The following is a 22,257-nucleotide window of genomic DNA, read 5'->3' as shown; positions in this document are numbered from 1 at the left end:
GCCACTAAGCTAATTAGAGTTGGTTTCGCCCTCACCGTCTATCCCGCTGACTGGAAAGGGGCTGCATCAAAGGTCTCGGGCGCGTTAGGATGGCGCGAAGTCGAGGTTGCAAGTAACAACAAGGAGCCTCATAACGGATTTGCAGTAAAGAGGATTGTCATGACTGATTTTGCCAACGCCATTCCGACCGCCGTTGATATCGTTCGGCGCGAAAAGTGCTACGAGGGCTTCTACAAGCTCGATCGTGTGCACTTGCGCCACGAATTGTTCGCCGGTGGCATGAGTCGCGAGATCAATCGTGAAGTGTTCGTTCGCCATGATGCGGTGTGCGTACTGCCGTACGATCCGCAGCGCGATGAAGTGGTGTTGATCGAGCAGTTTCGCGTCGGCGCCATGGGCAAGACTGACAATCCTTGGCTGATCGAACTGGTCGCCGGTCTGATCGACAAGGATGAAGTGCCGGAAGAAGTTGCTCACCGCGAAGCGCAGGAGGAAGCTGGGCTTGTGTTCGGGGCGCTCTGGCCGATGACCAAATATTTTCCATCGCCGGGCGGCAGCAATGAATTTGTGCACTTGTACCTGGGTCGCTGCGACAGCACCGGCGTCGGCGGCCTGCATGGGCTGGAGGAAGAAGCAGAAGATATCCGCGTCACGGTCTGGGCGTTCGAAGATGCCTTGCAGGCCGTACGCGACGGACGAATTGCCAACGCGGCCAGCATCATTGCCTTGCAATGGTTAGCTTTGAACCGCGCTGAAGTGAGGGGGTTATGGTCGTAAACAAACTGCGCGATCGCTATCGGGTTGACCTTGTGGGGCTGCAAGCCTCCTGCGAGGCCAACTACGCGCGCCTGATGCGACTGTTGCCGGACATGCGCAACGAGCCGGAGGCGCGGCGCATTGCCGTGACCCACGGCGACCAGATGCTCGGCGTGCTGGCCCTCGAAGTGCTGCAGGTCTGCCCGTACACCACAACCCTGCTAGTGCGCCAGGAACACAGCCTGCCGTGGCTGCCGGTGCCGCAACTGGAAGTCCAGGTCTATCACGACGCATGCATGGCCGAAGTCGTCAGCGCCGAACATGCGCGACGCTTTCGCGGCATCTATCCTTACCCGAATGCCTCAATGCATCAGCCGGACGAAAAGGCCCAGCTGAATATGTTTCTGGGCGAATGGCTGAGCCATTGCCTGGCCTGCGGGCATGAGTACGCGGTTGTGCGTTGAGCGCCCTATCTCCCAAATATGCTCATTTTTGGCGGTGTTCATTGACGCCATGCTGCGTTGCCGCTCCTCCCCATAGCTAGCTATGAGTCGTCGCGGCGCCTTGCCTGACGACAATGACCACTCGCCAAAAAAGAGCATATTTGGGAAATAGGGCGCTAGCTGTGAACTGCGTCAGGTTCACAGGTTTCCCCTTTTGATCGTCCCCCAGCATAATTGCGGCACTCATCCATCCCGTGATTCAGCCCTGGGAGAACGCCTTGCCGAGCGTATCCACATTGACCACCGCCGATTCGGCGTTGCTGGTGCAACTGTCCGACAGTCATCTGTTTGCCGAAACGGACGGGACGTTGTTGGGCATGAATACCCGGGACAGCCTGCAGAAAGTCATCGAGCTGGTGCGGCTTCAGCAGCCGCAGATCGACCTGATTATTGCCAGTGGCGATCTTTCTCAGGACGGGACGCTGGAGTCCTATCAGCAGTTCCGCGACCTGACGCGGCAGCTCGATGCGCCGGCGCGCTGGATTCCCGGTAACCACGATGAACCGAGGATCATGGCTGAGGCTGCCGTTCAGAGTGCGTTGCTGGAGCCGGTGGTGGATGTCGGTAACTGGCGCGTCACGTTGCTCGATTCGGCTGTACCGGGTTCGGTGCCGGGGTATTTACAGGATGAGCAGTTACAGTTGCTGGCCCGTTCGTTGAGTGAAGCGCCGGAGCGCCATCATCTGGTGTGCTTCCATCATCATCCGGTGTCGATCGGCTGTGCGTGGATGGAGCCCATTGGATTGCGCAATCCAGACGCGTTGTTTGCAGTACTCGATCGGTTTCCGCAGGTGCGCGCTGTTTTATGGGGGCATGTGCATCAAGAGGTCGACCAGGATCGCAACGGTGTGCGGCTGATTGCCTCGCCTTCGACATGTATTCAGTTCGAACCGGGCAGCGATGATTTCAAGGTCAGTGACCAGGCGCCGGGGTATCGCTGGTTGCGGCTTTTGCCTGATGGTCAGCTCGAAACCGGCGTGGAGCGCGTTACCGGTTTCGACTTCCAGGTCGATTACGGCTCCAACGGATATTGATCACCCCGTCCCCCTGTAGGAGCACGGCTTGCCGGCGATGGCGTCTTTGATGTCGCCATCGCGAGCAAGCTTTGCTCCTACAGGTGCGCGTACATTTCGATGGATGCTGGCGCCCAACATTTCCCGTCTCCCTGTAAACTGCGCCTCTTTACCCGACGCACAGGGAGCTCAAATGTCTGGTTCGATCCTTTATATCCACGGTTTCAACAGCGCGCCTTCGTCTAAAAAGGCCACGCAGTTGGTACAAGTAATGGAACGTCTGGGCTTGAGCGATCAGTTGTGCGTTCCGGCCTTGCATCACCACCCGCGTGAGGCCATCGGTCAGCTGAACAAGGCGATTGAGGAGCTTGGGCGGCCACTGCTGGTCGGCAGCTCACTCGGCGGCTACTATGCGACTCACTTGGCCGAGCGCCATGGCCTCAAGGCCCTGCTGATCAACCCTGCCGTCAGTCCGCACCGGATGTTCGATGGGTATCTGGGGACGCAGAAAAACCTGTATACCGATGAAGCCTGGGAATTGACCCACGACCACGTGACGGCCCTGGCCGAGCTGGAAGTGCCTGCGCCCCAGGACCCGCAGCGTTATCAGGTGTGGTTGCAGACCGGTGACGAAACGCTGGACTACCGCCTCGCCCAGCAGTACTACCGGGCTTGTGCCTTGCGCATCCAGGCCGGCGGCGACCATAGTTTCCAGGGTTTTGCCGAGCAATTGCCGGCAATGCTGAGTTTTGCCGGCATCGGCGCAGATTTGTATCAGGCGATCGATTTCACAGCATTGTGAACCCTTGCCTCTATTTCACCGAACATTTGACGACGAGACCCCATGGCCACTCCCAGCGCTAGCTCTTATAACGCAGACGCCATCGAAGTCCTCTCGGGCCTCGACCCGGTGCGTAAACGCCCCGGCATGTATACCGACACCAGTCGGCCGAACCACCTCGCCCAGGAAGTCATCGACAACAGCGTCGACGAAGCCTTGGCCGGGCATGCGACCTCGGTGCAGGTCATCCTGCACGCCGATCACTCCCTGGAAGTCAGCGATGACGGTCGCGGCATGCCGGTGGATATCCACGCCGAAGAAGGCGTGTCGGGCGTCGAGCTGATCCTCACCAAGCTCCACGCGGGCGGCAAGTTTTCCAACAAGAACTACCAGTTCTCCGGCGGTCTGCACGGGGTGGGTATTTCCGTGGTCAACGCCTTGTCGAACGAAGTCCGGGTGCGCGTCAAGCGTGACGGCAACGAATACCAGATGACCTTCGCCGACGGTTACAAGAAAACCGAGCTGGAAATCATTGGTACAGTCGGCAAGCGCAATACGGGTACCAGCGTGTTCTTCGCGCCAGACCCGAAATACTTCGATTCGCCGAAATTCTCCATCAGCCGCCTCAAGCACGTACTCAAGGCCAAGGCCGTTCTGTGCCCGGGGCTGCTGGTCAGTTTTGAAGACAAGGCCACCGGCGAGAAAGTCGAATGGCATTACGAAGACGGCCTGCGCTCCTACCTGGTCGACGCGGTCAACGAATTCGAGCGTCTGCCCAACGAGCCGTTCTGCGGCAGCCTGGCCGGTAACAAAGAAGCGGTCGATTGGGCGCTGCTGTGGTTGCCGGAAGGTGGCGACAGCGTGCAGGAAAGCTACGTCAACCTGATCCCGACGGCGCAGGGCGGTACCCACGTCAACGGTTTGCGTCAGGGCTTGCTCGATGGGATGCGCGAGTTCTGCGAATTCCGCAGCCTGCTGCCACGCGGCGTGAAGCTGGCACCGGAAGACGTCTGGGAACGCATCGCTTTCGTGCTGTCGATGAAGATGCAAGAGCCGCAATTCTCCGGCCAGACCAAAGAGCGCTTGTCGTCCCGTGAAGCGGCCGCGTTCGTTTCCGGTGTGGTCAAAGATGCCTTCAGCCTGTGGCTCAACGCCAACCCGGAAACCGGCATGTTGCTGGCGGAACTGGCGATCAACAATGCCGGCCGTCGTCTGAAGGCCAGCAAGAAGGTCGAGCGCAAGCGCATCACGGCGGGGCCGGCATTGCCGGGCAAACTCGCCGACTGCGCCGGGCAGGATCCGATGCGTTCCGAGCTGTTCCTGGTGGAAGGTGATTCCGCCGGTGGTTCGGCCAAGCAAGCGCGAGACAAGGAATTTCAAGCGATCCTGCCGTTGCGCGGCAAGATTCTGAACACTTGGGAAGTCGACGGCAGCGAAGTGCTGGCCAGCCAGGAAGTACACAACATCGCCGTGGCCATCGGTGTCGATCCAGGCTCGGCGGACATCGCCCAGTTGCGTTACGGCAAGATCTGCATCCTCGCCGACGCCGACTCCGATGGTCTGCACATCGCCACGTTGCTGTGCGCGTTGTTCGTCCAGCATTTCCGCCCGTTGGTGGATGCCGGTCACGTCTACGTCGCGATGCCGCCGCTGTACCGTATCGACCTGGGCAAAGAGATTTACTACGCCCTGGACGAAGCCGAACGCGATGGCATCCTCGATCGTCTGGTGGCCGAGAAGAAACGCGGCAAGCCGCAGGTCACACGATTCAAAGGTCTGGGTGAAATGAACCCGCCGCAGCTGCGCGAAACCACCATGGACCCGAACACTCGGCGTCTGGTGCAACTCACGCTGGAGGATTTTGAAGCGACCTCGGAAATGATGGACATGCTGCTGGCGAAGAAACGCGCCGGTGACCGCAAATCCTGGCTGGAATCCAAAGGCAACCTGGCCGAGGTTCTTGGCTGATGCGGGTTGGCTTTGCCCTGGCGTGTGCGTTACTTCTGACCTCGATTTCGGTGTTTGCCGAACCGGTGCCGGAACTGCGCCTATTGTCCGAGCATCCCGTTGACGGTATGCGCGGTGGCAACCTGTCGGGGCTGGCCCAGTGTGGCAAGGATATGTGGACGGTGTCGGATCGCGACGACGATCAGATTTACCGGCTCGATACCCGCGACCGGGTATGGCAAGCCGAAACCGTGGGCATCGGCGTGCCGCCGGTGCCGGACAGCGGTTTGCCCTGGGGCTTGCGTTCACGAACCTGGGTGGCGTCGTTTGTCCGTGGCGGGGATCTTGATTTTGAAGGCATCGCCTGCGACAGCGCCGGTAATCGCTATATCGTCAGCGAATCCCATGCCGCGATTCTGCAAGTGCCCCCCGTTGGGCCATCGTCCTGGCTGAAGATCTCGCCGATGCTGATTCGCGAAGCCCGGGCCAGCGGCATGCTGCTGCACTTCAATGCGTTGTTCGAAGGCTTGGCGATCAATCCGGCGGGTGATCAATTGTGGCTCGCCGCCGAGCGTCAAAGCCGTGGCTTGTTGCTGATCAAGCGCAAACAAACGGTATGGGATTGCGATGGTGGCTGTGTGTTGCTGAGCGAAGCCGGAAAAGAAATGCAGCCGGCGCCGTTTCCCCGAGCGAAAGCTGTGTCCCGAGACTTTGCCGACCTGTCGCTGTTCAACGGCAAGCTGTTTACCCTTGAGCGCAACGCTTATCAGATCTGCCGCCGTGATTCGGTGACGGCCAAGGTCGAGCGTTGCTGGTCGTTTGCCGATGAAGCCTTGCAGACGCATCGCCGCTATTCAGATCCTTATGGCCTGACCGAAGCGTTGATTGTTGACGCCGAGGGCGCGTGGATTGGCACCGACAACAACAACGATGCCCGCGCCGATGGCGAGGAACGTCCGATCGTCTGGCGCTTTGCCGCGCCTGAAGGTGGCTGGAGTGCCAAGTCATGAGTCAGCAGCCGCCAGGCAAACGCGCCGGCCGGGTATTTATGGTGCTGGCCTGGTGCGCGGCGCTGTTTCTGGCGACGCGGTTTTTCGGCCAGTGGGAAGTGCGTCAGCAGAATCCCAACACCGTCGTCAGCTCTGAGCAGGGCGAAGGTTTTATCGAAGTGAAACTGGCCAGCAACAAGCAGGGTCACTTCGTCGCCAGCGGCCAGATCAACGGTCAGCCGGTTGATTTCATGCTCGATACCGGGGCGACTGACGTGTCGATCCCGGCGGAAATGGCCAAACGGCTGAAACTGGAAAAAGGCTTTGGGGTGACCCTGAGCACCGCCAACGGTCTTGCCCAGGGTTACCGAACCCGTATCGACCGGCTGCAACTGGGTGACATTGTGCTGCGTGATGTGCGCGCCCTCGTCGTGCCAGGCCTGGATGGCAAGCAAGTGCTGCTCGGAATGAGCGCGCTGAACCAACTTGAATTTACCCAGCGCGGTGGCACCATGCTGCTGCGCCAGACAACGAACCGATGAGGCCCGCATGAGCGACTCCCTTGATCTCAGCCTGGACGGTGTAGAACGCCGGTCACTGGCTGACTTCACCGAAAATGCCTACCTCAACTACTCCATGTACGTGATCATGGACCGTGCCTTGCCGCATATCGGCGACGGCCTGAAACCGGTACAGCGGCGCATCATCTACGCGATGAGCGAGTTGGGGCTGGACGCCGATTCCAAGCACAAGAAGTCGGCGCGTACCGTCGGTGACGTGCTCGGCAAGTTCCACCCGCACGGTGACTCGGCCTGCTACGAAGCCATGGTCCTGATGGCTCAGCCGTTCAGTTACCGCTACACGCTGGTCGACGGCCAGGGTAACTGGGGTGCGCCGGATGATCCCAAGTCCTTCGCCGCCATGCGTTACACCGAAGCGCGGCTGTCGCGTTATTCCGAAGTGCTGCTCAGCGAACTGGGCCAGGGCACTGCGGACTGGGGCCCGAACTTCGACGGCACCCTCGACGAACCGCTGGTGTTGCCCGCGCGTTTGCCGAACATCCTGCTCAACGGCACCACCGGCATCGCCGTGGGCATGGCCACCGACGTACCGCCGCACAACCTGCGCGAAGTCGCCACGGCGTGCGTGCGTTTGCTCGATGAGCCCAAAGCCACGGTAGAGCAGCTCTGCGAACACATCCAGGGCCCGGACTACCCGACCGAAGCGGAAATCATCACGCCGCGGGCCGACCTGCTGAAAATGTACGAAACCGGCAAGGGCTCGGTGCGCATGCGCGCCGTGTACCACATTGAAGACGGCGACATCATTGTCACCGCGCTGCCGCATCAGGTTTCCGGTGCCAAGGTGCTGGAACAGATCGCGGCCATGATGCAGGCCAAACCGTCGAAAGCCCCGCAGATCGCTGACTTGAGAGACGAGTCCGACCACGAAAACCCGTGCCGGATCGTGATTATTCCGGGCGCACGCAAAAACTTTGATCACGACGCGCTGATGCAGCATCTGTTCGCCAGCACCGAGCTGGAGTCGAGCTACCGGGTCAACATCAACATCATCGGTCTGGACGGCAAGCCGCAGCTGAAAAACCTGCGCGCGCTGTTGGTCGAGTGGCTGGAATTCCGGGTCCAGACTGTGCGTCGTCGCCTGCAATTCCGTCTGGACAAGGTCGAGCGTCGCTTGCACCTGTTGGACGGTTTGCTGATTGCCTACCTCAACCTGGATGAAGTGATTCACATCATCCGTACCGAGGAGCACCCGAAAGCCGCGCTGATCGAGCGTTTTGCCCTGAGCGAAATCCAGGCCGACTACATCCTCGACACCCGTTTGCGTCAGTTGGCGCGACTGGAAGAAATGAAGCTGCGTGCCGAGCAGGATGAACTGCTCAAGGAACAAGCCAAGCTTCAAGCCCTGCTGAGTAGCGAAGCCAAGCTGAAAAAACTGGTCCGCACCGAGCTGATCAAAGACGCCGAAACTTACGGAGACGACCGTCGCTCGCCAATCGTCGAGCGCACCGAAGCCAAGGCTCTGACCGAGCACGATCTGCTGCCGAACGAGAAAGTGACCGTCGTCCTGTCGGAAAAAGGCTGGGTTCGTTCCGCCAAGGGGCACGAAATCGACGCCACCGGGCTTTCCTACAAGGCCGGGGATGGTTTCAAGGCTCTGGCGCCCGGGCGCTCCAACCAGTTTGCGGTGTTTATCGATTCCACCGGTCGCAGCTATTCGGTGGCCGCACACACGCTGCCATCGGCCCGTGGCCAGGGTGAACCGCTGACCGGTCGTCTGACGCCGCCACCAGGGGCGAGCTTCGAATGCGTGCTGATGCCGGAAGACGATTCGCTGTACGTGATCGCCTCCGACGCCGGTTACGGTTTCGTGGTCAAGGGTGAAGACCTGCAAGCCAAGAACAAGGCCGGCAAGGCGCTGTTGAGCCTGCCGAACAACGCCAAGGTGATTCTGCCGCGTCCGGTGGCTGATCGTGAGCAAAACTGGCTGGCCTCGGTGACCACCGAAGGTCGCCTGCTGATCTTCAAGATCAGCGATCTGCCACAATTAGGTAAAGGTAAAGGTAATAAGATCATCGGGATTTCCGGCGAGCGTGTTGCCAGCCGCGAAGAATATGTCACGGACATCGCCGTTCTGCCGGATGGCGCCACATTGGTGCTGCAGGCCGGAAAACGTACCTTGTCACTGAAAGCAGACGACCTCGAACACTACAAAGGTGAGCGTGGACGTCGTGGTAACAAATTGCCACGTGGCTTTCAGAGGGTCGATGCGCTGCTCGTCGAAAACCTCAATTAAGCGTCCTAGAGCGCTCGATCTACGATTTAACGCGTAGATCGACGCTTTGGCGCTGGAGTCGGAACGCATATTCACGGATGATATGGCCTTTCAAGCGCCGGCGTGGTCGAGCGTTCTTCATATTTATTGAGTATTTTCACTGTGGTTAGCCTTGTGGCAACCACCTGGATGGGACGATGACTGCTCTGCGCCTTCCTTTTATTTTGATGCTCGCTGGCGTTTTTGGCCTGGCGGGTTGCAGCACTCACCAACCGGTGTCGCTGTATCAGCTGGACAGCGGAAGTCCGGCTCAACCTGCGCAAAGCGCGGGCATGGCTGTATTGCTGGGTCCGGTAACGGTAGCTGATTACCTGCAACGCGAAACGTTGTTGCAGCGACAGCCGGATGGCAGCCTGCAAGCTTCGACTGATGGTCGTTGGGCGGGTAGCCTGTCGTCGGATATCGATCAGCTGCTGCTGCGCCAGGTCGCCGGTCATCTGGACAGTCAGCGCGTAGTGCTGGCGCCTGCGACAGTGGGCTTCACACCGGATGTGCAGGTTCTTCTGACGATTACTCGCCTGGACTCGGGTGAGGCGCAACCGGCGATCCTTGATGCGCAATGGCGTCTGATCGATCGTCGCGGCCAGGTTCGTGATAACCGCATCATTCACCTGCAGGAACAACATGCAGGCGGCACGGCGGCTCAGGTTCAGGCTCAGGGTGTGCTGCTGCAGCGTCTGGCCGAGCAGCTGTCGACGGCGCTCAAGCCGCTGGCCAATCAGCCACCGATTGCCGAAGCGCCAAAAAAACCGGCTGCCAAGCCGACGGCACCTGCGGCGGAAGCGGAAAAGCAGCCGAAGATCCCGATGGCTTCGCCGATTCGTACCGATATGGAAGTGTTCAGGTTCTAAGCCTGGATTGATCCAGGAACAAAGCCCGCCCTGTGCGGGCTTTGTTGTTTCTGCAGGTTGGAGATCTTCGGTGCTGCTGGCGGCCTCTTCGCGAGCAGGCTCGCTCCCACAGGGGATATCTGATGCTCACAGAGGATGCGTCCACAGAAGATCCCTGTGGGAGCGAGCCTGCTCGCGATGAGGCCAGAACAGGCAATAAAAAGCCCGCAGACGATTACTCGTCTGCGGGCTTTTTCATAACGGGGCTATTTACGCCCGACGTTCATGCATCCGCGCCAGTTGCCGCTCGAGCATCGACGGATAGGGCTCCATCAGCCGCTCTACGCAACAAGCGCCTTCCGGGCTTGCGATCGGTCGGATTCGTGCGCGCTGGCGGATCAGCGCGTCGTCACCGATCTTGCGCTCCACCAGCAATAGGTTGCGGCTGTGTTGCGACAGGGCCAGCGCATCCTGAGCGGTTTCGGTCAGCAGCAGATCAATCTGGCTCAGGCCGAACAGCTCATCACCCAGGGTCAGGCCCAATTGCAATTGCAGGGTGATGCCGCTGTCGGCGACCTCGATCTGCAACTGATGGCCAAGAGCTCGCAACAACTCACCGCAGCAGATGGCGTTGGTCAGGTAGTCGTCGCCGCTGTCTTCGGTATGGAACAGCATCAGCGTGCTGCCATCGTTCAGGGTGTGCAGCTCGCTCTGGTAGAGCGAGGCGGCTTGATCGAGACAGTCGCGATAGCGTTTGAGCAGTTCTTCCAGACGTGTGCGGGGCAGGCGACGCAGTTGATCCTGAGCGCCCAGTTGCACGGCCAGCACCGCGCTGTGCTGCGGCACGTTCGATGGTTTCGGTTTGGCTATCGGTTTCAGCGCGGTCGCAGCTGTTTCATCCCGCAAGTCGGCAAATGCATCGTCGTCATCGTCGTCATCGTCGTCTTCAACGGTGCTGACAATGCGCCGTGGCGCAGGTTTGAGGCCAGCCACAGGCTTGGTTTCATCGAAACTCGGGTCACGCAAATTGCGCACTTCGAAGGTTGGCTCGTTATCGTTCGCATCTTCGTAGTCGCTTTCGTCGTACTCAGGCTCGGGAGCGGGTTCCGGCTCGGCGGGCTCTGGCGCGAAGTCGGCGTGCAGCTGGCGAGCCAGGTCGCCGATCTCATCCTGACGCTCGGTGGCCGGGGTGTATTCGTCGATATGGCGCAGCCACACCCGCAATTGCAGCAGCGGCGTGGAGATGTGCCGACCCAGGCGCAGGCTCAAGGCCAGGGACAGCGACAGCAGAATCGCGCTCAAAATGCCCATGCTTTGCAGGCTGATGGTCATCGGCTGCTGGAACTGATCCATGTCCAGGCTGATGCGCAGTTGCCCGGCGGTCACATCCTGGAAAGTGATCTTGCTCTGGTACATGCCTTCGGCTTCGCCCAGCAGGCTATGCTTGGGGCGCTGACCGGCTTCGGCGAGGATGCGGTTATCCACGCTGTAGATAGCGGCGTGAGCCACCAGCTTGTTTTTGGTCAGGTTGTTGAGCAGCACGTTGAGGCTGAGGATGTCGTTGGACACCAACAGCTCCGTGGCGGACGTGGCAGTCTGGGTGGTCAGGCTTTCGCCCAACGCATCCGCCTGCTCGTGCATGGCCTGCTTGAACTGCAAACCCATCACGCAGGCATAGATCACCAGGGCCAGAGCGACCAGGATCACGTTATGGCTGGCGATGCGCAATGCAATCGGTACACGGCGGTGGCGCAGTGCACGGAAGATCAGCAGAAAGAAGTTATCGGTTTTTACTGGCGTGGGCCGGTTCACTTGAGCTCGGCTCTTTTGTCCGTGAAGTTGACGCGCAGTATAGCGACAGGCCCTAGACCGTCAAAGCGCTCACGGTGCCCGATGGTCACTGAATGTGGGTAGAATGCGGTTTTTTTCCACCTGCGGGGGTGCGCCTTGCGCGAAATCGTCCTGATAAACATCACGGGAGTCGACCGTCCGGGTCTGACTGCGGCCATTACCGGCGTTCTGGCCCAGGGTGGTGTGAACATTCTCGACATTGGTCAGGCGGTGATCCACGACACCTTGTCGTTCGGCATCCTGGTTGAAATTCCCGACACCGAGCAAGGCAAGTCGGTGCTCAAGGACATCCTGTTCACGGCGTATAAGCTCGATCAGCAGGTGCGTTTCACGCCGGTGTCCGAAGAGGATTACCAGCAGTGGGTCGGCAATCAGGGCAAGAAACGCCACATCGTGACCCTGCTGACTCGCAAAGTGACCGCCGGGCAATTGCAGGCCGTGAGTTCGATCACCGCCAAATATGGCCTGAACATCGACCACATCGATCGTCTGTCCGGGCGCATGCCTCTGGACACGCCGGCCGATCAGGGCAAGGGCTGCATCGAGTTTTCCGTCCGTGGTGAAGCGGCTGATCCGCAAGCGCTGCGGGCCGAATTCCTCAGCGTCGCGCAGGAACTGAACGTCGACATCGCCTTCCAGGAAGATTCGCTGTTCCGCCGTAACCGTCGCCTGGCGGTGTTCGACATGGACTCGACGCTGATCGAAGCCGAAGTCATCGACGAACTGGCCAAGGCTGCCGGTGTGGGCGATCAGGTGTCGGCGATCACCGAGCGGGCGATGGCCGGCGAATTGGACTTCCGCGCTAGCTTCAAGGAGCGCCTGGCCTTGTTGAAAGGTCTGGATGTCAGCGTACTGGACTCCATCGGCGCCTCCTTGCGCCTGACCGAAGGTGCCGAAACTCTGTTCGCCGAACTCAAGCGCCTGGGCTACAAAACCGCCATCCTGTCGGGCGGCTTTACCTACTTCGCCAAGCAATTGCAGGCCAAGTTGGGCATCGACTATGTGTTTGCCAATGAACTGGAAGTGGTCGACGGCAAAGTCACCGGTGTGGCGGTCGAGCCGATTGTTGATGCGCAGCGCAAGGCGGATCTGCTGAAGGAGTTGGCGCACAAGGAAGGTTTGCGTCTGGAGCAGACCATTGCGGTCGGCGATGGCGCCAACGATTTGCCAATGCTGGCGATTGCCGGGTTGGGTGTCGCTTTCCGTGCCAAGCCACTGGTGAAGCAGTCAGCGAAGCAGGCGATTTCCACATTGGGGCTGGATGGCGTGCTGTATCTGCTGGGCTTCCGGGATCGCGACGGGCAGCTCTGATTTTGTATTGACTGACAGGGCCTCTTCGCGGGCAAGCCTTGCTCCTACAGGGGGCGTGTTGTTGGAACGATTAGCGCTGAACCTGTAGGAGCAAGGCTTGCCCGCGATGGCGACGCCACGGTCTTACAGATTCACCCTCAAAGTGTTTTCCACAACGAATCAAAATCCTCCTCAGCGCCGCTCACCGCGGCGTTGTCGTTTTTGGCTACCTGCAGTGGACGGTAGGCGAATTGGTTGAAACTGTTGGTGCTCGCCACCCGCCGATCCAACCCGGCTCGACGTTCCTGTCCGTTGGTGTTGATCAGCACTTTGCTGCCTTCCTGAAAGGGCAGGCGCGGGGCAAGCAGTGTGGCGGGCAGGTCGATGGCGCTGATCTCCGGTAGCAAAAGACCGCGAAGATATTGGCTGTGGTCATCACGGGTGCGCACCAGTTGCAGGCCGCAAGGCTCGGCGCAGGGCGCAACTTGCTCGATGCCCATCTGCGTGCCACCGCCGCGCACCTGGCGGATCCAGCGCACCACCGCGATGCTCCAGCCCTGCCCGGCAGAATCCTCGATACCGACCATCTCACCCGCCTGTAACTCGGCCGGCACAGCAGCGGGCCAGGCCAGGCAGTATCCGCCGGGGCTGTGATTGACCACTGACAGGACATAGGTCGGGAAGTGCTGATTACGATCGGATGCTTCGTGGCTGTCGTCATTCTGAAGCTGGGGGTATTCGATCTCTTCGTAAGGCAATAGCGTGTCTGCATTGCCTTGGGGAGCGGCGTCGAAGGCCTGGTGCCATTGGTCCTTTTCCCGGCCGGCCACTGACGTTACCGAAAACTGTGCAGGCCGGGCGCCGTGGTTTTTCAGGATGTCGCTGAATGAGCGTTGCCCACCCAGATAAAAGTGCAGCGCGCTCATGCCTATACACAGGGTCAGCGTGCCTTGGCCGACGGTGCGCTGGAAACTGCGCTCGGCGGTCTGGCCCCAGGCGGCATGAAGGTGTTGCAACGTATCCAGGCTTAACCCTGCTGGCACGGGCAGCGGTGATGAACTGTCATTTTGTTGCAAATGAGCTTCAATCGCCGCGACCAACGGCTGCGGATCAATCCCCAATAAGCTCTCCTGCTGCTCGGCCCGGAACTTGGTGCGGTAACGCGGTCCGGTGTCGAGATCCGGCATGACGGCAAACAGCCCTGTGGCCGGTTTGCCGGGTTGCAGCTTGATCCATTGGCTCCAGGGCTCCAGCACCTCGGCCACCCGGGCAATCTGGTGCTGACGCAGTTGGTTGCAGCGTGAGGCGCCCAGCAGCAAGGCGACCACGTAAGTCTGCTCGACGCTCAGGTTTTGCGTCTGGCTGGCCAGCTCATCGCGCACGGTCGTGTGCTGGAGCCGGTGTGCGCAGGCGATCCGGTAGAGCTGATGCAGCTCCAGCCACAGGCCTTCCGGCACCGGGCAATAAAGTTTGGTCGCGCGAATCAGCGGCCCGTTCAGGCAATGAATCGCCCGTTGCAGCGCCTGGGTCAGCAGCGGCGCACGGTCCTTGCTGAATTTCGGTGTGATGCGCACGACGATCTGTTTATAACCAATGGCCAAGTGACTTTGCAGCGCCTGGCAGAGGTTGGCGATCTTGCGGGAACGCTCGTCGAGGACAATCGACTGATGCAGGAAATGCTGCTCAAGGTGTTTGCAGACGTAATACACCTCGGGCCGCAGCAGTTCGAGCAATTGCAGGCGATTGTCGCTGGGCGTGAGCAGCTGGTTGAGTTCGCTCAAGCCTTGATACAGCTGGCGAGCGGTTTCGCCGATATTGGCTTTGGGTAGATTGGCGATCCAGCGCTTGAGATCACGCGGGGTAGCGTCACAGAACGACAGGCGCAACTGCGTCGGGATCGGCGCGCGTAGCAACAGGTGGGGGCTGGTCTCACTCATGCCGTGGAAAAACTCCAACCGGTAAATGGGCAGTGATGACCTGACTGTAGCAGCTAATGGATTTCTACCGTTTGTCTGTCAGTCGAATGCCCTCCGGGCGTACTACTAATCTGACAGTCGTGCGACTGGATACGCACAGTCGTACGGCCTGCTGCCTACGCAGGGCAGGTCTCTTGTAACTTCAAGGAGATGAAGTTTATGTCTAGATATGTAGTGGCAAATCAATGGGGCGGTAGTTCGGCACCCTGGCATCCGGGCGGAGACTGGGTGTTAGGCGCGCGGGACAACCAGAACGTTGTCGCGATCGAGATCAAGTCGAGCGATGGCGGGAAGAGTTTCACCGGCACCATGACGTATGCGGGTGAAGGTCCCATTGGTTTCAAGGCTCAGCGCACGGGCCAGAACCAGTACAACGTTGAAAATCAGTGGGGCGGCAACGATGCCCCGTGGCATCCGGGTGGTAAATGGGTCATCGGAGGCCGGGATAATCAGAACGTTGTGGCGTTGAGCGTGACCTCCAGTGATGGAGGGAAAAACCTCAGTGGCACCAATACCTACGCCAACGAAGGGCCGATCGGCTTCCGTGGACAGATAGAGTAACGGCACCACCGAAATGTCCGGCCCCGCGAAGACGTTCGCGGGGTTCGGATCAGGGATCAGGCTTTTGCCAGCCCCATGCCCTGGCCCATCTGCACCGGCGAACCGGCCGCCAGTTCTTCAGCCCACTTCACTTGATCAGGCCCGAACAGCACGACAGCGGTCGAGCCCAGTTTGAACCGACCCAGTTCTGCACCTTTCTCCAAATGGATCGGCGCACGGGCGGCTTCGTCGTAGCGGAAGGTTTTCAGCTCGCGTTTCGGCGGCGTGACCAGCCCGGCCCAAACGGTTTCGATCGACGCAACGATCATCGCGCCCACCAGAACCACGGCCATCGGCCCGCGCTCGGTGTCGAAAATGCACGCCACACGCTCATTGCGGGCGAACAGTTCCGGAACGTTTTCAGCGGTGGTCTGGTTGACCGAGAAGATCCGGCCCGGAATGTAGACCATCTCGCGCAGGGTGCCGGCCAGCGGCATGTGCACGCGGTGGTAGTCCTTCGGCGACAGATAAATAGTTGCGAAATCACCGCCCATGAACGGCGCTGCGTTGGCCGCATCGCCGCCCAGCAATTCCAGCACGCTGAAGCTGTGACCCTTGGCCTGGAACACGCGACCGTGTTCGATCGGGCCAAGTTGGCTGACCGCACCGTCGGCCGGGCTGAGGATCGCGCCAGGCGTCTCGTCCAGCGGGCGAGCGCCGTCTTTCAATGCGCGAGTGAAGAACGCATTGAAGTGCTCGTAGGCCGTCAGGTCTTCGACCAGCGCCTGCGACATGTCCACCTGATAACGCTTGGCGAACCAGGCGGTGAAGGCATTCTTGAACCAGCGCACGCGGCATTCGGCGATGCAGCCGGCCAGTCGCGACAGCAGGTGATGGGGCAGCAGGTATTGGCTGAGGATAAACAAACGCTTATTCATTAACTGTCCTTAAAAACCTTAAATCTCTACGGGCGTATCGGGGTGGTTGCCCCATTCGCCCCAGGAACCGGCGTAGCCTTTTACCCGCGGATAACCGAGGGATTTTGCCACCAGATAGGTGAAGCCAGAACGGTGGTGAGTCTGGCAGTGGGTAATCACTTCTTTGTCTTTGCTGATCCCGAGTTTTTCCAGGATCTGCGGCATGTCGGTGCGGATGCGCAGGTTGCGCGTCTGATCCATGCCCGCGGTCCATTCGAAATTGACCGCGCCGGGAATGTGCCCGGCCTTGGCCGCCAGGACTTTCTCGCCGGAATATTCCAGCGGCCCACGCGCGTCCCAGATTGCCAGGTCGGCGGCACCGAGACGGCTTTGCAGGTACTCGCGGGTGGCAGTGGGTTCGTCGTGCAGGGTCAACGCAACCGGGCCGCCGACCGCGGCCGGGATCTGGATCGACATGGGCAAGCCTTCTGCCAGCCAGGCCTTCAGGCCGCCGTCGACATAGTGGTACTTGCTATGGCCGATGACATCCAGCAGCCAGATAAAACGCCCGGCCCAACCGCCGCCCTCGTCGTCATAGACCACGTAGATCGCGTCTTTGTTGTGTCCCAGTTCACCGAACAACGCTTCGAGTGCCGCTTGCGGCGGCATCAGTCCCGGCGCAGGCGCCTGACCGAGTTGCGTGCGTTTCGGATCGACAAAACGCGCACCGGGGATATGCCCTTCGGCATAGCGGGCGCTGCTGGTCAGGTCCACCAGAACCAGTTCGCGGGCGTCGAGACGGGCGAGCAAGTCGCTCGGCTCGATCACCAGCGGCAAGCCAGAGAAGTCAGACATGTGAGGTCTCCAGAACACAAAGGGGAGGATTGTATAGCAGCGTCATTGGCCGCGGTGACTAAAGCTGTGCAGGGCTTTCTCGATGCACTGCGCGGTTTTGCCGAAGGCTTGCACGGTGATTTCCGAGAACGGCCCGCCGCCCTGATCCGCCACCACAATCATGATCACCCGACCATTATTGACCAGTGAGCGCAACAGCAAGTGTTCGCCGCCGAACTGTGAGCGCAGGCTGGCCGGCAACAGGGCCGAAAATTGCGCGTTGTTGGCCGGTGTCAGGCGCACTTGGGCTTGTTGCGAGAGCAGACGTTGCAGCACGGTGCTCTGGCTGACGGCGAAGTTCAGGCCGGCCGCTTCTTTTGGCAGCCCGGCTGTCTGGTGCACCCGCAGATTGTCATGGGTGCGGTCGGCCATCAGGATCATCACCCGACGCATGCCGCACGCAACCAAAGCATCCCGGGCAGACGTGGTCAGGTGCATGGCATTGGTGAAGCGACTCGGCTCGACCAGCAACTCGGCACACTGTCTGCGCCATTTCGCCAGGTCTTCGGCCGTCGGTGCCGGGGCTGGCAGCAATCCGGCGTGGACACGGTTCATGCCCCACGGCCAGATCAGCGACATGGCCGGGTGCCAAAGGTCTGGCATTGCATGATGACGGGCGCTGTTGGCGGCCTGTTGGTGCAACTGCTGCTGCACTTCGTCCATCGGCATTTGCAGGTAAAGGCTGGTCAGATACTGCCAGCGTTCACTGTGCGGACTGTCCCAGGCCTGTTGTGCCGACAGCGCCAGACCGTTGGCCAGCAGCACCGTGTTGGCCGGTTGATTGAGCCAGCGGCGCAGGGTCGGATCGTCATCGAGGCGGTTCTGCTGGCGCAATGGATGATCGCTGTCGCGCGCGATGCGCAGCACTTTCACCAGCTCACGCTGCTCGTTGAGCAGCAGCCGATAGCCCTGATGCACCCAGATCGGCAGGCGCCAGATGTCCACGAGCGCCAGGCAGATATCCAGCAAGCGAACGCCGAACAATTGCTTTTCGACTTTGCTCGCCGACTCGCCTTTATGCATGACCCGCAGCTCCCACTCTTCGAGCAACTGCGGATGAGTCAATGCCATCGGCCAGAGCGGCGAGAGAAACAGCAGGCTGCCCCAGTGGATGTCCTGCCACAGCCGCGCGAGGCGACTGGCGAAAAAACCGTTGGCCTGTTGGGTCGCGTGCTGGCTGATCAGCTGCAGCTGACGCAGGGCGATCGGGATCTCCGATTGCGGCTGGGCAGGCAGCCGGTTGAGCAGTTCTTCGGTGCGCTTCAAACCGAGGCGATTGATCGCCACCTCAAGGTTTTCCGCAGGCTCGGTCATGCTGCCATGGGTGTGACGATTGGCTTCGCGAATCACGCTCAAGGCCAGCGCGGGACTGTCCTGTATCAGTTCAGCGATATCGCGCAGGGAGCTGCGACTGTTGGCGATGGCCTTGCAGACACGGTCATGACTGGCTTGCGGAACGGGCAAGCGCACGCCATCGAGAAGCTTGACCCAGCCTTCGAGAGTGGTCGGTTTTGGAGTTGGAACGTTCGTTTCGTTAGCCATGGTTGGACGCGATCATCGTCTGCATTACCTATGCCCGGAGCGGGCCAAATTGGCTTTTCGCCTGAACTGGCTATAGTCTGGCGCAGTTTTGCCGATAAGTAGAAGAAGAGATTTTTTAACTTCCGAATATGACCTTGAACCCGACTCAGTAAGTGCTCTCCTACCTATGGCTAAAATTATCGGCATCATCGTCGTATTCGCGAGCGTGCTCGGCGGATACGTGCTCTCCCACGGCAAGATTGCCGCCCTGATTCAGCCCTTCGAGGTGTTGATTATCGGTGGCGCGGCCCTCGGTGCATTCCTCCAGGCCAACCCCAGTTACATGACCATGCACGTGCTCAAGAAATCCTTGGGCATGTTCACTTCGCGTTTCAACCACACGTTCTATCTGGAAGTGCTGGGCCTGATCTACGAGATCCTCAACAAGAGCCGCCGCGAAGGCATGATGGCCATCGAAGGCGATATCGAAGATGCCTCCGCGAGCCCGATCTTCGCCAAATACCCGGCCGTGCTCAAAGACGAACGCATGACTGCGTTCATCTGCGATTACCTGCGCATCATGTCCTCCGGCAACATGGCTCCCCATGAGCTTGAAGGCCTGTTCGACATGGAGCTTTACAGCCTCAAGGAAGACCTCGAGCATCCATCCCACGCGGTGAACGGCATTGCCGACGCCATGCCCGGTTTCGGTATCGTCGCGGCGGTACTCGGTATCGTGGTGACCATGGCTTCCTTGGGTGAAGGCGATCAGAAATCCATCGGCCTGCACGTCGGTGCGGCACTCGTCGGTACCTTCTTCGGTATTCTCGCGGCGTACGGTTTCTTCGGTCCGCTGGCCCATTCCCTGGCCCACGATGCCAAGGAAGAACTCAACGTCTACGAAGCCATCAAGGCTTCGCTGGTGGCTTCGGCTTCCGGCATGCCGCCATCGCTGGCGGTAGAGTTCGGTCGCAAGGTTCTGTACCCGGCGCACCGTCCTAGCTTCGCTGAGCTGGAACAAGCGGTTCGCGGTCGCTAGTGTCCTGTCTTGCAAATACGTTCCTTTTTGGCGAGTGGCTGTTGTTGCCAGACAAGGCGCCGCGACGAGTCATAGCCGGCTATGGCGAGGAGCGGCAACGCAGTATGGCGACAACAGACACCGCCAAAAAGGAACAGTATTTGTGAGACAGGGCACTTAGATCATGGAAAATAACCAGCCGATAATCATCAAGCGCGTCAAGCGCATCGCCGGCGGGCACCACGGAGGCGCCTGGAAAATCGCCTTCGCGGACTTCGCAACGGCGATGATGGCGTTCTTCCTGGTGCTGTGGCTGCTGTCCACCGCAACGCCTGAACAGAAGATCGCCATCGCCGGTTACTTCAAGGACCCGGTCGGTTTTTCCGAAAGCGGTACGCCGTACATCATCGACCTGGGCGGCACGCCGACCCTGGCGCCGGAGAGCACCCTCAACCCCGAGGTGAAATCCCAGCCGCAGCCGGACAAGGTGACCATCGACGCCGAGCAGGTTGAAGGCATGGCCGAGCAGGTCGAGAAGGAACGTCTCGAACTGTTGCTGCAAGAACTGCAGAACAAGGTCGAAGAAAACCCGCAACTCAAGAAATTCAAAGACCAGATCCTGTTCGAGATCACGCCGGACGGTTTGCGCATCCAGATCGTCGACGCCGAAAACCGCCCGATGTTCGACTCGGGCAGTGCCCGACTGAAGCCGTACTTCGAAGACATCCTGCTGGCCATGGCTGACACCATCAAAGCGGTGCCGAACAAGATCAGCATCAGCGGCCACACCGATGCCAAGCCGTATTCGAGCACGGGTGACTTCGGTAACTGGGAGCTCTCGGCCAACCGCGCCAACGCGGCACGTCGTGCGCTGATCGCTGGCAGCTATCCGGATGCACAGGTGGCGCGGGTCGTCGGTTATGCCTCGTCGGCCCTGTTCGATCGCGAGAACCCATTCAATCCGGTCAACCGCCGTATCGACATCGTGGTGCTGACCAAGAAAGCCCAGCGTGCCATCGAAGGTTCGCAAGGTGCGGAACCGGTGCCGGAGCAAACGCCAACGCAAGGGCAGGGCGGCCCGGGCGAAGTGCCCGTCACGCCGGTCGATCCGAATGCGTTGCCGGTGGATAAGGAACCGTTGCCGGCGCATGAGCTTCGCGAGCGCTTGAATCTGTTTGAAGATCCAGCGCCGAAACCGGGTGAACCGCCGAAGCAGTGACCCATAAAAAAGCCGACAGTGATGTCGGCTTTTTTGTGTCTGTCGTTTGTGCGTTGGTGGCGGCTGTAGGAACGATCTGAATTTTCGCGCTGGGGTTCTCCCTCGTGCAAGCGTCAGTCTATAGTTCCGCCGTTGCTGCCAACGCGGTGACCGATCTTAGCCGGTCGAACCACAGATGAAATCTATCGAAATTATCCGGAGTTTAGACCCATGGCTAAGTACCACCCGCTCCAAGGCAACTTCAGCGTCGGCCCGACGCTGTACATCGACACCGAAGCCCGTGCTTCCGACCTTCTTGAAACCGCCGTCCACCGACTCAAAGCCGCACGTAATCTGCTCAACAGCGTTACCTGCCTGTGCGTAAAAGAAGCCGAAGGACACGACCTGGAGCATTTCGCCAACGCTGCACACATGCTGATTCAGGACGGCTGCGACGCCTTGGATGCGCTGGGCTGGAAGCTGGAAAAAACTGCATGCTGAAAATGAGAAAGCCGCAACATTCGCGGCTTTTTTGTCAGGGTACGCGCTGGGACAATTTTCTGACCGCCATCAAGGCGTGCCATATCCACTGGAGTGGCTTCCGATCATTTTCGTGACGTCACGAAAATGATCGAGTTCGGGAAAGGTGGACGGCGCCCTGTCGAAGACTTCATGCCCACTCGTTATGCCTGCTACTTGATTGTCCAGAAGAGTGACCCGAGTTGGCAGTCATGAATCGATTCCTTCGGCGCCCATTGATTGATCAGCATTGAATGTCTAGTGCTGAAATAGGTTTACACCTGTTGCACCCTAACGCTCGATGCATCGCATCGGGCGTTTGTATTTTAAGGACGGTTGTCTCTGCTTTAATTGGGGCGCCAGTGCCTGGCTGCAGTTGATGAGAAGTCCTCAACCCTTACAATCGCCACTACCAGGTTCGTGATGCTCGGGCTTTCCTTGAACAAGCAGGAGTCACCCCATGAGCGTAATGAATTACAAAGGCTATGCCGCCCGAATTGAATACAGCGAGGAAGATGGCCTGTTTGTCGGCCATATTGCTGGTATCAGAGATATTGTTGGGTTCCATGGCGAGTCAGTACAGGAGCTTCGAGGTGCATTTGAAGAGGCCGTCACTGATTATCTGGAGACTTGCGCCAAGCTCGGGCGCACGCCGCAGAAGCCCTATTCTGGCCACCTCAGTCTGCGTTTAGCGCCGGCACTCCACGCAACTGTCGCCGTAAAAGCGCAGCTGGACCACAAGAGTATCAATCAGTGGGTAGCTGACGTTCTTGATCGTGAGGTGCATGCCTGACCACTGCCATTGCACCTTCCTGAAAAGAAGCCAGAAGGTGTAAACCTTGTTCAGGGCGAGACACG

General features: G+C 59.6%; 20 protein-coding genes. 15 read left to right on the top strand and 5 right to left on the bottom strand.

All coding sequences use genetic code 11. The features are described 5' to 3' along the window. Window positions 1-159: 159 nt before the first annotated feature. From ACYZUA_RS29210 to ACYZUA_RS29170, 9 genes are all read left to right on the top strand, one after another. Window positions 160-777: an NUDIX domain-containing protein gene (locus tag ACYZUA_RS29210; protein WP_131058782.1), complete on the top strand. Its 618-nt coding sequence runs from the start codon at window positions 160-162 to the stop codon at window positions 775-777. Continuing rightward, entirely contained in the window at window positions 768-1,220 is a 453-nt protein-coding gene (locus ACYZUA_RS29205; RefSeq protein WP_095127423.1) for a DUF1249 domain-containing protein, read from the top strand. Before ACYZUA_RS29210 ends, ACYZUA_RS29205 begins: the two co-directional genes overlap by 10 nt. Window positions 1,221-1,477: 257 nt before the next feature. After that, the gene (gene cpdA, locus ACYZUA_RS29200; protein WP_461961592.1) at window positions 1,478-2,293 is read left to right on the top strand and encodes a 3',5'-cyclic-AMP phosphodiesterase; all 816 of its coding nucleotides are present in this window, start codon (window positions 1,478-1,480) and stop codon (window positions 2,291-2,293) included. Window positions 2,294-2,465: 172 nt separating this feature from the next. Further along, window positions 2,466-3,074, top strand: a complete 609-nt coding sequence (locus tag ACYZUA_RS29195; RefSeq protein ID WP_461961591.1) for a YqiA/YcfP family alpha/beta fold hydrolase — start codon at window positions 2,466-2,468, stop codon at window positions 3,072-3,074. Window positions 3,075-3,116: 42 nt separating this feature from the next. Beyond that, window positions 3,117-5,021, top strand: coding sequence for a DNA topoisomerase IV subunit B (gene parE / locus ACYZUA_RS29190; protein WP_461961590.1), 1,905 nt, complete (start codon window positions 3,117-3,119; stop codon window positions 5,019-5,021). After that, complete coding sequence (locus ACYZUA_RS29185; protein WP_461961589.1) at window positions 5,021-6,010, top strand: esterase-like activity of phytase family protein; 990 nt, start codon at window positions 5,021-5,023, stop codon at window positions 6,008-6,010. The genes parE and ACYZUA_RS29185 overlap by 1 nt, the downstream gene beginning before the upstream one ends. Further along, a complete protein-coding gene (locus ACYZUA_RS29180; RefSeq protein WP_461961588.1) occupies window positions 6,007-6,531 on the top strand; it encodes a retropepsin-like aspartic protease family protein in 525 nt (174 codons plus the stop codon). The genes ACYZUA_RS29185 and ACYZUA_RS29180 overlap by 4 nt, the downstream gene beginning before the upstream one ends. Window positions 6,532-6,538: 7 nt before the next feature. Beyond that, window positions 6,539-8,806 carry a DNA topoisomerase IV subunit A gene (gene parC, locus ACYZUA_RS29175; protein ID WP_046056739.1) on the top strand — a complete coding sequence of 756 codons (2,268 nt, stop codon included), beginning with the start codon at window positions 6,539-6,541 and terminating at the stop codon, window positions 8,804-8,806. 176 nt (window positions 8,807-8,982) lie between these two features. Beyond that, window positions 8,983-9,696 carry a PqiC family protein gene (locus tag ACYZUA_RS29170; RefSeq protein WP_461961587.1) on the top strand — a complete coding sequence of 238 codons (714 nt, stop codon included), beginning with the start codon at window positions 8,983-8,985 and terminating at the stop codon, window positions 9,694-9,696. 249 nt (window positions 9,697-9,945) lie between these two features. Here the strand turns inward: ACYZUA_RS29170 and ACYZUA_RS29165 are convergent, their stop codons facing one another. Further along, window positions 9,946-11,487 carry an AhpA/YtjB family protein gene (locus tag ACYZUA_RS29165; RefSeq protein WP_461961586.1) on the bottom strand — a complete coding sequence of 514 codons (1,542 nt, stop codon included), beginning with the start codon at window positions 11,485-11,487 and terminating at the stop codon, window positions 9,946-9,948. Between the two features lie 135 nt (window positions 11,488-11,622). Here ACYZUA_RS29165 and serB point away from each other — a divergent pair, with 135 nt between their 5' ends. Beyond that, the gene (gene serB / locus ACYZUA_RS29160) at window positions 11,623-12,837 is read left to right on the top strand and encodes a phosphoserine phosphatase SerB (protein WP_008153333.1); all 1,215 of its coding nucleotides are present in this window, start codon (window positions 11,623-11,625) and stop codon (window positions 12,835-12,837) included. Window positions 12,838-12,974: 137 nt separating this feature from the next. Here the strand turns inward: serB and ACYZUA_RS29155 are convergent, their stop codons facing one another. Then, on the bottom strand, window positions 12,975-14,753 hold the full coding sequence (locus ACYZUA_RS29155) for a molecular chaperone (protein ID WP_461961585.1): 1,779 nt from the start codon (window positions 14,751-14,753) through the stop codon (window positions 12,975-12,977). Window positions 14,754-14,951: 198 nt separating this feature from the next. Between ACYZUA_RS29155 and ACYZUA_RS29150 the strand changes: the two genes are divergently transcribed. Beyond that, entirely contained in the window at window positions 14,952-15,353 is a 402-nt protein-coding gene (locus ACYZUA_RS29150; protein WP_461961584.1) for a lectin OAA family protein, read from the top strand. A 56-nt stretch (window positions 15,354-15,409) separates the two neighbouring features. On the opposite strand, the gene asd is transcribed toward ACYZUA_RS29150, so the two are convergent. From asd to ACYZUA_RS29135, 3 genes are read right to left on the bottom strand one after another with little or no spacing between them, the layout of a single operon-like run. After that, window positions 15,410-16,270, bottom strand: a complete 861-nt coding sequence (gene asd, locus ACYZUA_RS29145; protein ID WP_046045706.1) for an archaetidylserine decarboxylase — start codon at window positions 16,268-16,270, stop codon at window positions 15,410-15,412. A gap of 18 nt (window positions 16,271-16,288) precedes the next feature. Next, the gene (locus tag ACYZUA_RS29140) at window positions 16,289-17,104 is read right to left on the bottom strand and encodes a rhodanese-like domain-containing protein (protein WP_461961583.1); all 816 of its coding nucleotides are present in this window, start codon (window positions 17,102-17,104) and stop codon (window positions 16,289-16,291) included. 42 nt (window positions 17,105-17,146) lie between these two features. Further along, on the bottom strand, window positions 17,147-18,685 hold the full coding sequence (locus tag ACYZUA_RS29135) for an HDOD domain-containing protein (protein ID WP_461961582.1): 1,539 nt from the start codon (window positions 18,683-18,685) through the stop codon (window positions 17,147-17,149). 166 nt (window positions 18,686-18,851) lie between these two features. Between ACYZUA_RS29135 and motA the strand changes: the two genes are divergently transcribed. From motA to ACYZUA_RS29115, 4 genes are all read left to right on the top strand, one after another. Further along, a complete protein-coding gene (gene motA / locus ACYZUA_RS29130; protein ID WP_461961581.1) occupies window positions 18,852-19,703 on the top strand; it encodes a flagellar motor stator protein MotA in 852 nt (283 codons plus the stop codon). A gap of 163 nt (window positions 19,704-19,866) precedes the next feature. Further along, a complete protein-coding gene (gene motB / locus ACYZUA_RS29125) occupies window positions 19,867-20,901 on the top strand; it encodes a flagellar motor protein MotB (RefSeq protein ID WP_461961580.1) in 1,035 nt (344 codons plus the stop codon). Window positions 20,902-21,111: 210 nt separating this feature from the next. After that, window positions 21,112-21,381: a hypothetical protein gene (locus tag ACYZUA_RS29120; protein WP_461961579.1), complete on the top strand. Its 270-nt coding sequence runs from the start codon at window positions 21,112-21,114 to the stop codon at window positions 21,379-21,381. Window positions 21,382-21,859: 478 nt separating this feature from the next. Then, a complete protein-coding gene (locus tag ACYZUA_RS29115; RefSeq protein WP_461961578.1) occupies window positions 21,860-22,192 on the top strand; it encodes a type II toxin-antitoxin system HicB family antitoxin in 333 nt (110 codons plus the stop codon). The last annotated feature ends 65 nt before the right edge of the window (window positions 22,193-22,257 follow it).

Source organism: Pseudomonas sp. LS2P72, assembly GCF_054897865.1.
Note: the sequence above shows the minus strand (reverse complement) of the source record. Positions and strands in the feature narration are given on the sequence as shown.

Bases quoted from the DNA above. Each gene is read 5' to 3' on its own strand.
- ACYZUA_RS29210 (WP_131058782.1), top strand. From the start codon at position 160: ATGACTGATTTTGCCAACGCCATTCCGACCGCCGTTGATATCGTTCGG.
- ACYZUA_RS29205 (WP_095127423.1), top strand. From the start codon at position 768: ATGGTCGTAAACAAACTGCGCGATCGCTATCGGGTTGACCTTGTGGGG.
- ACYZUA_RS29195 (WP_461961591.1), top strand. From the start codon at position 2,466: ATGTCTGGTTCGATCCTTTATATCCACGGTTTCAACAGCGCGCCTTCG.
- parE (WP_461961590.1), top strand. From the start codon at position 3,117: ATGGCCACTCCCAGCGCTAGCTCTTATAACGCAGACGCCATCGAAGTC.
- ACYZUA_RS29185 (WP_461961589.1), top strand. From the start codon at position 5,021: ATGCGGGTTGGCTTTGCCCTGGCGTGTGCGTTACTTCTGACCTCGATT.
- ACYZUA_RS29180 (WP_461961588.1), top strand. From the start codon at position 6,007: ATGAGTCAGCAGCCGCCAGGCAAACGCGCCGGCCGGGTATTTATGGTG.
- parC (WP_046056739.1), top strand. From the start codon at position 6,539: ATGAGCGACTCCCTTGATCTCAGCCTGGACGGTGTAGAACGCCGGTCA.
- ACYZUA_RS29170 (WP_461961587.1), top strand. From the start codon at position 8,983: ATGACTGCTCTGCGCCTTCCTTTTATTTTGATGCTCGCTGGCGTTTTT.
- ACYZUA_RS29155 (WP_461961585.1), bottom strand. From the start codon at position 14,753: ATGAGTGAGACCAGCCCCCACCTGTTGCTACGCGCGCCGATCCCGACG.
- ACYZUA_RS29150 (WP_461961584.1), top strand. From the start codon at position 14,952: ATGTCTAGATATGTAGTGGCAAATCAATGGGGCGGTAGTTCGGCACCC.
- asd (WP_046045706.1), bottom strand. From the start codon at position 16,270: ATGAATAAGCGTTTGTTTATCCTCAGCCAATACCTGCTGCCCCATCAC.
- ACYZUA_RS29140 (WP_461961583.1), bottom strand. From the start codon at position 17,104: ATGTCTGACTTCTCTGGCTTGCCGCTGGTGATCGAGCCGAGCGACTTG.
- ACYZUA_RS29135 (WP_461961582.1), bottom strand. From the start codon at position 18,685: ATGGCTAACGAAACGAACGTTCCAACTCCAAAACCGACCACTCTCGAA.
- motA (WP_461961581.1), top strand. From the start codon at position 18,852: ATGGCTAAAATTATCGGCATCATCGTCGTATTCGCGAGCGTGCTCGGC.
- motB (WP_461961580.1), top strand. From the start codon at position 19,867: ATGGAAAATAACCAGCCGATAATCATCAAGCGCGTCAAGCGCATCGCC.
- ACYZUA_RS29120 (WP_461961579.1), top strand. From the start codon at position 21,112: ATGGCTAAGTACCACCCGCTCCAAGGCAACTTCAGCGTCGGCCCGACG.
- ACYZUA_RS29115 (WP_461961578.1), top strand. From the start codon at position 21,860: ATGAGCGTAATGAATTACAAAGGCTATGCCGCCCGAATTGAATACAGC.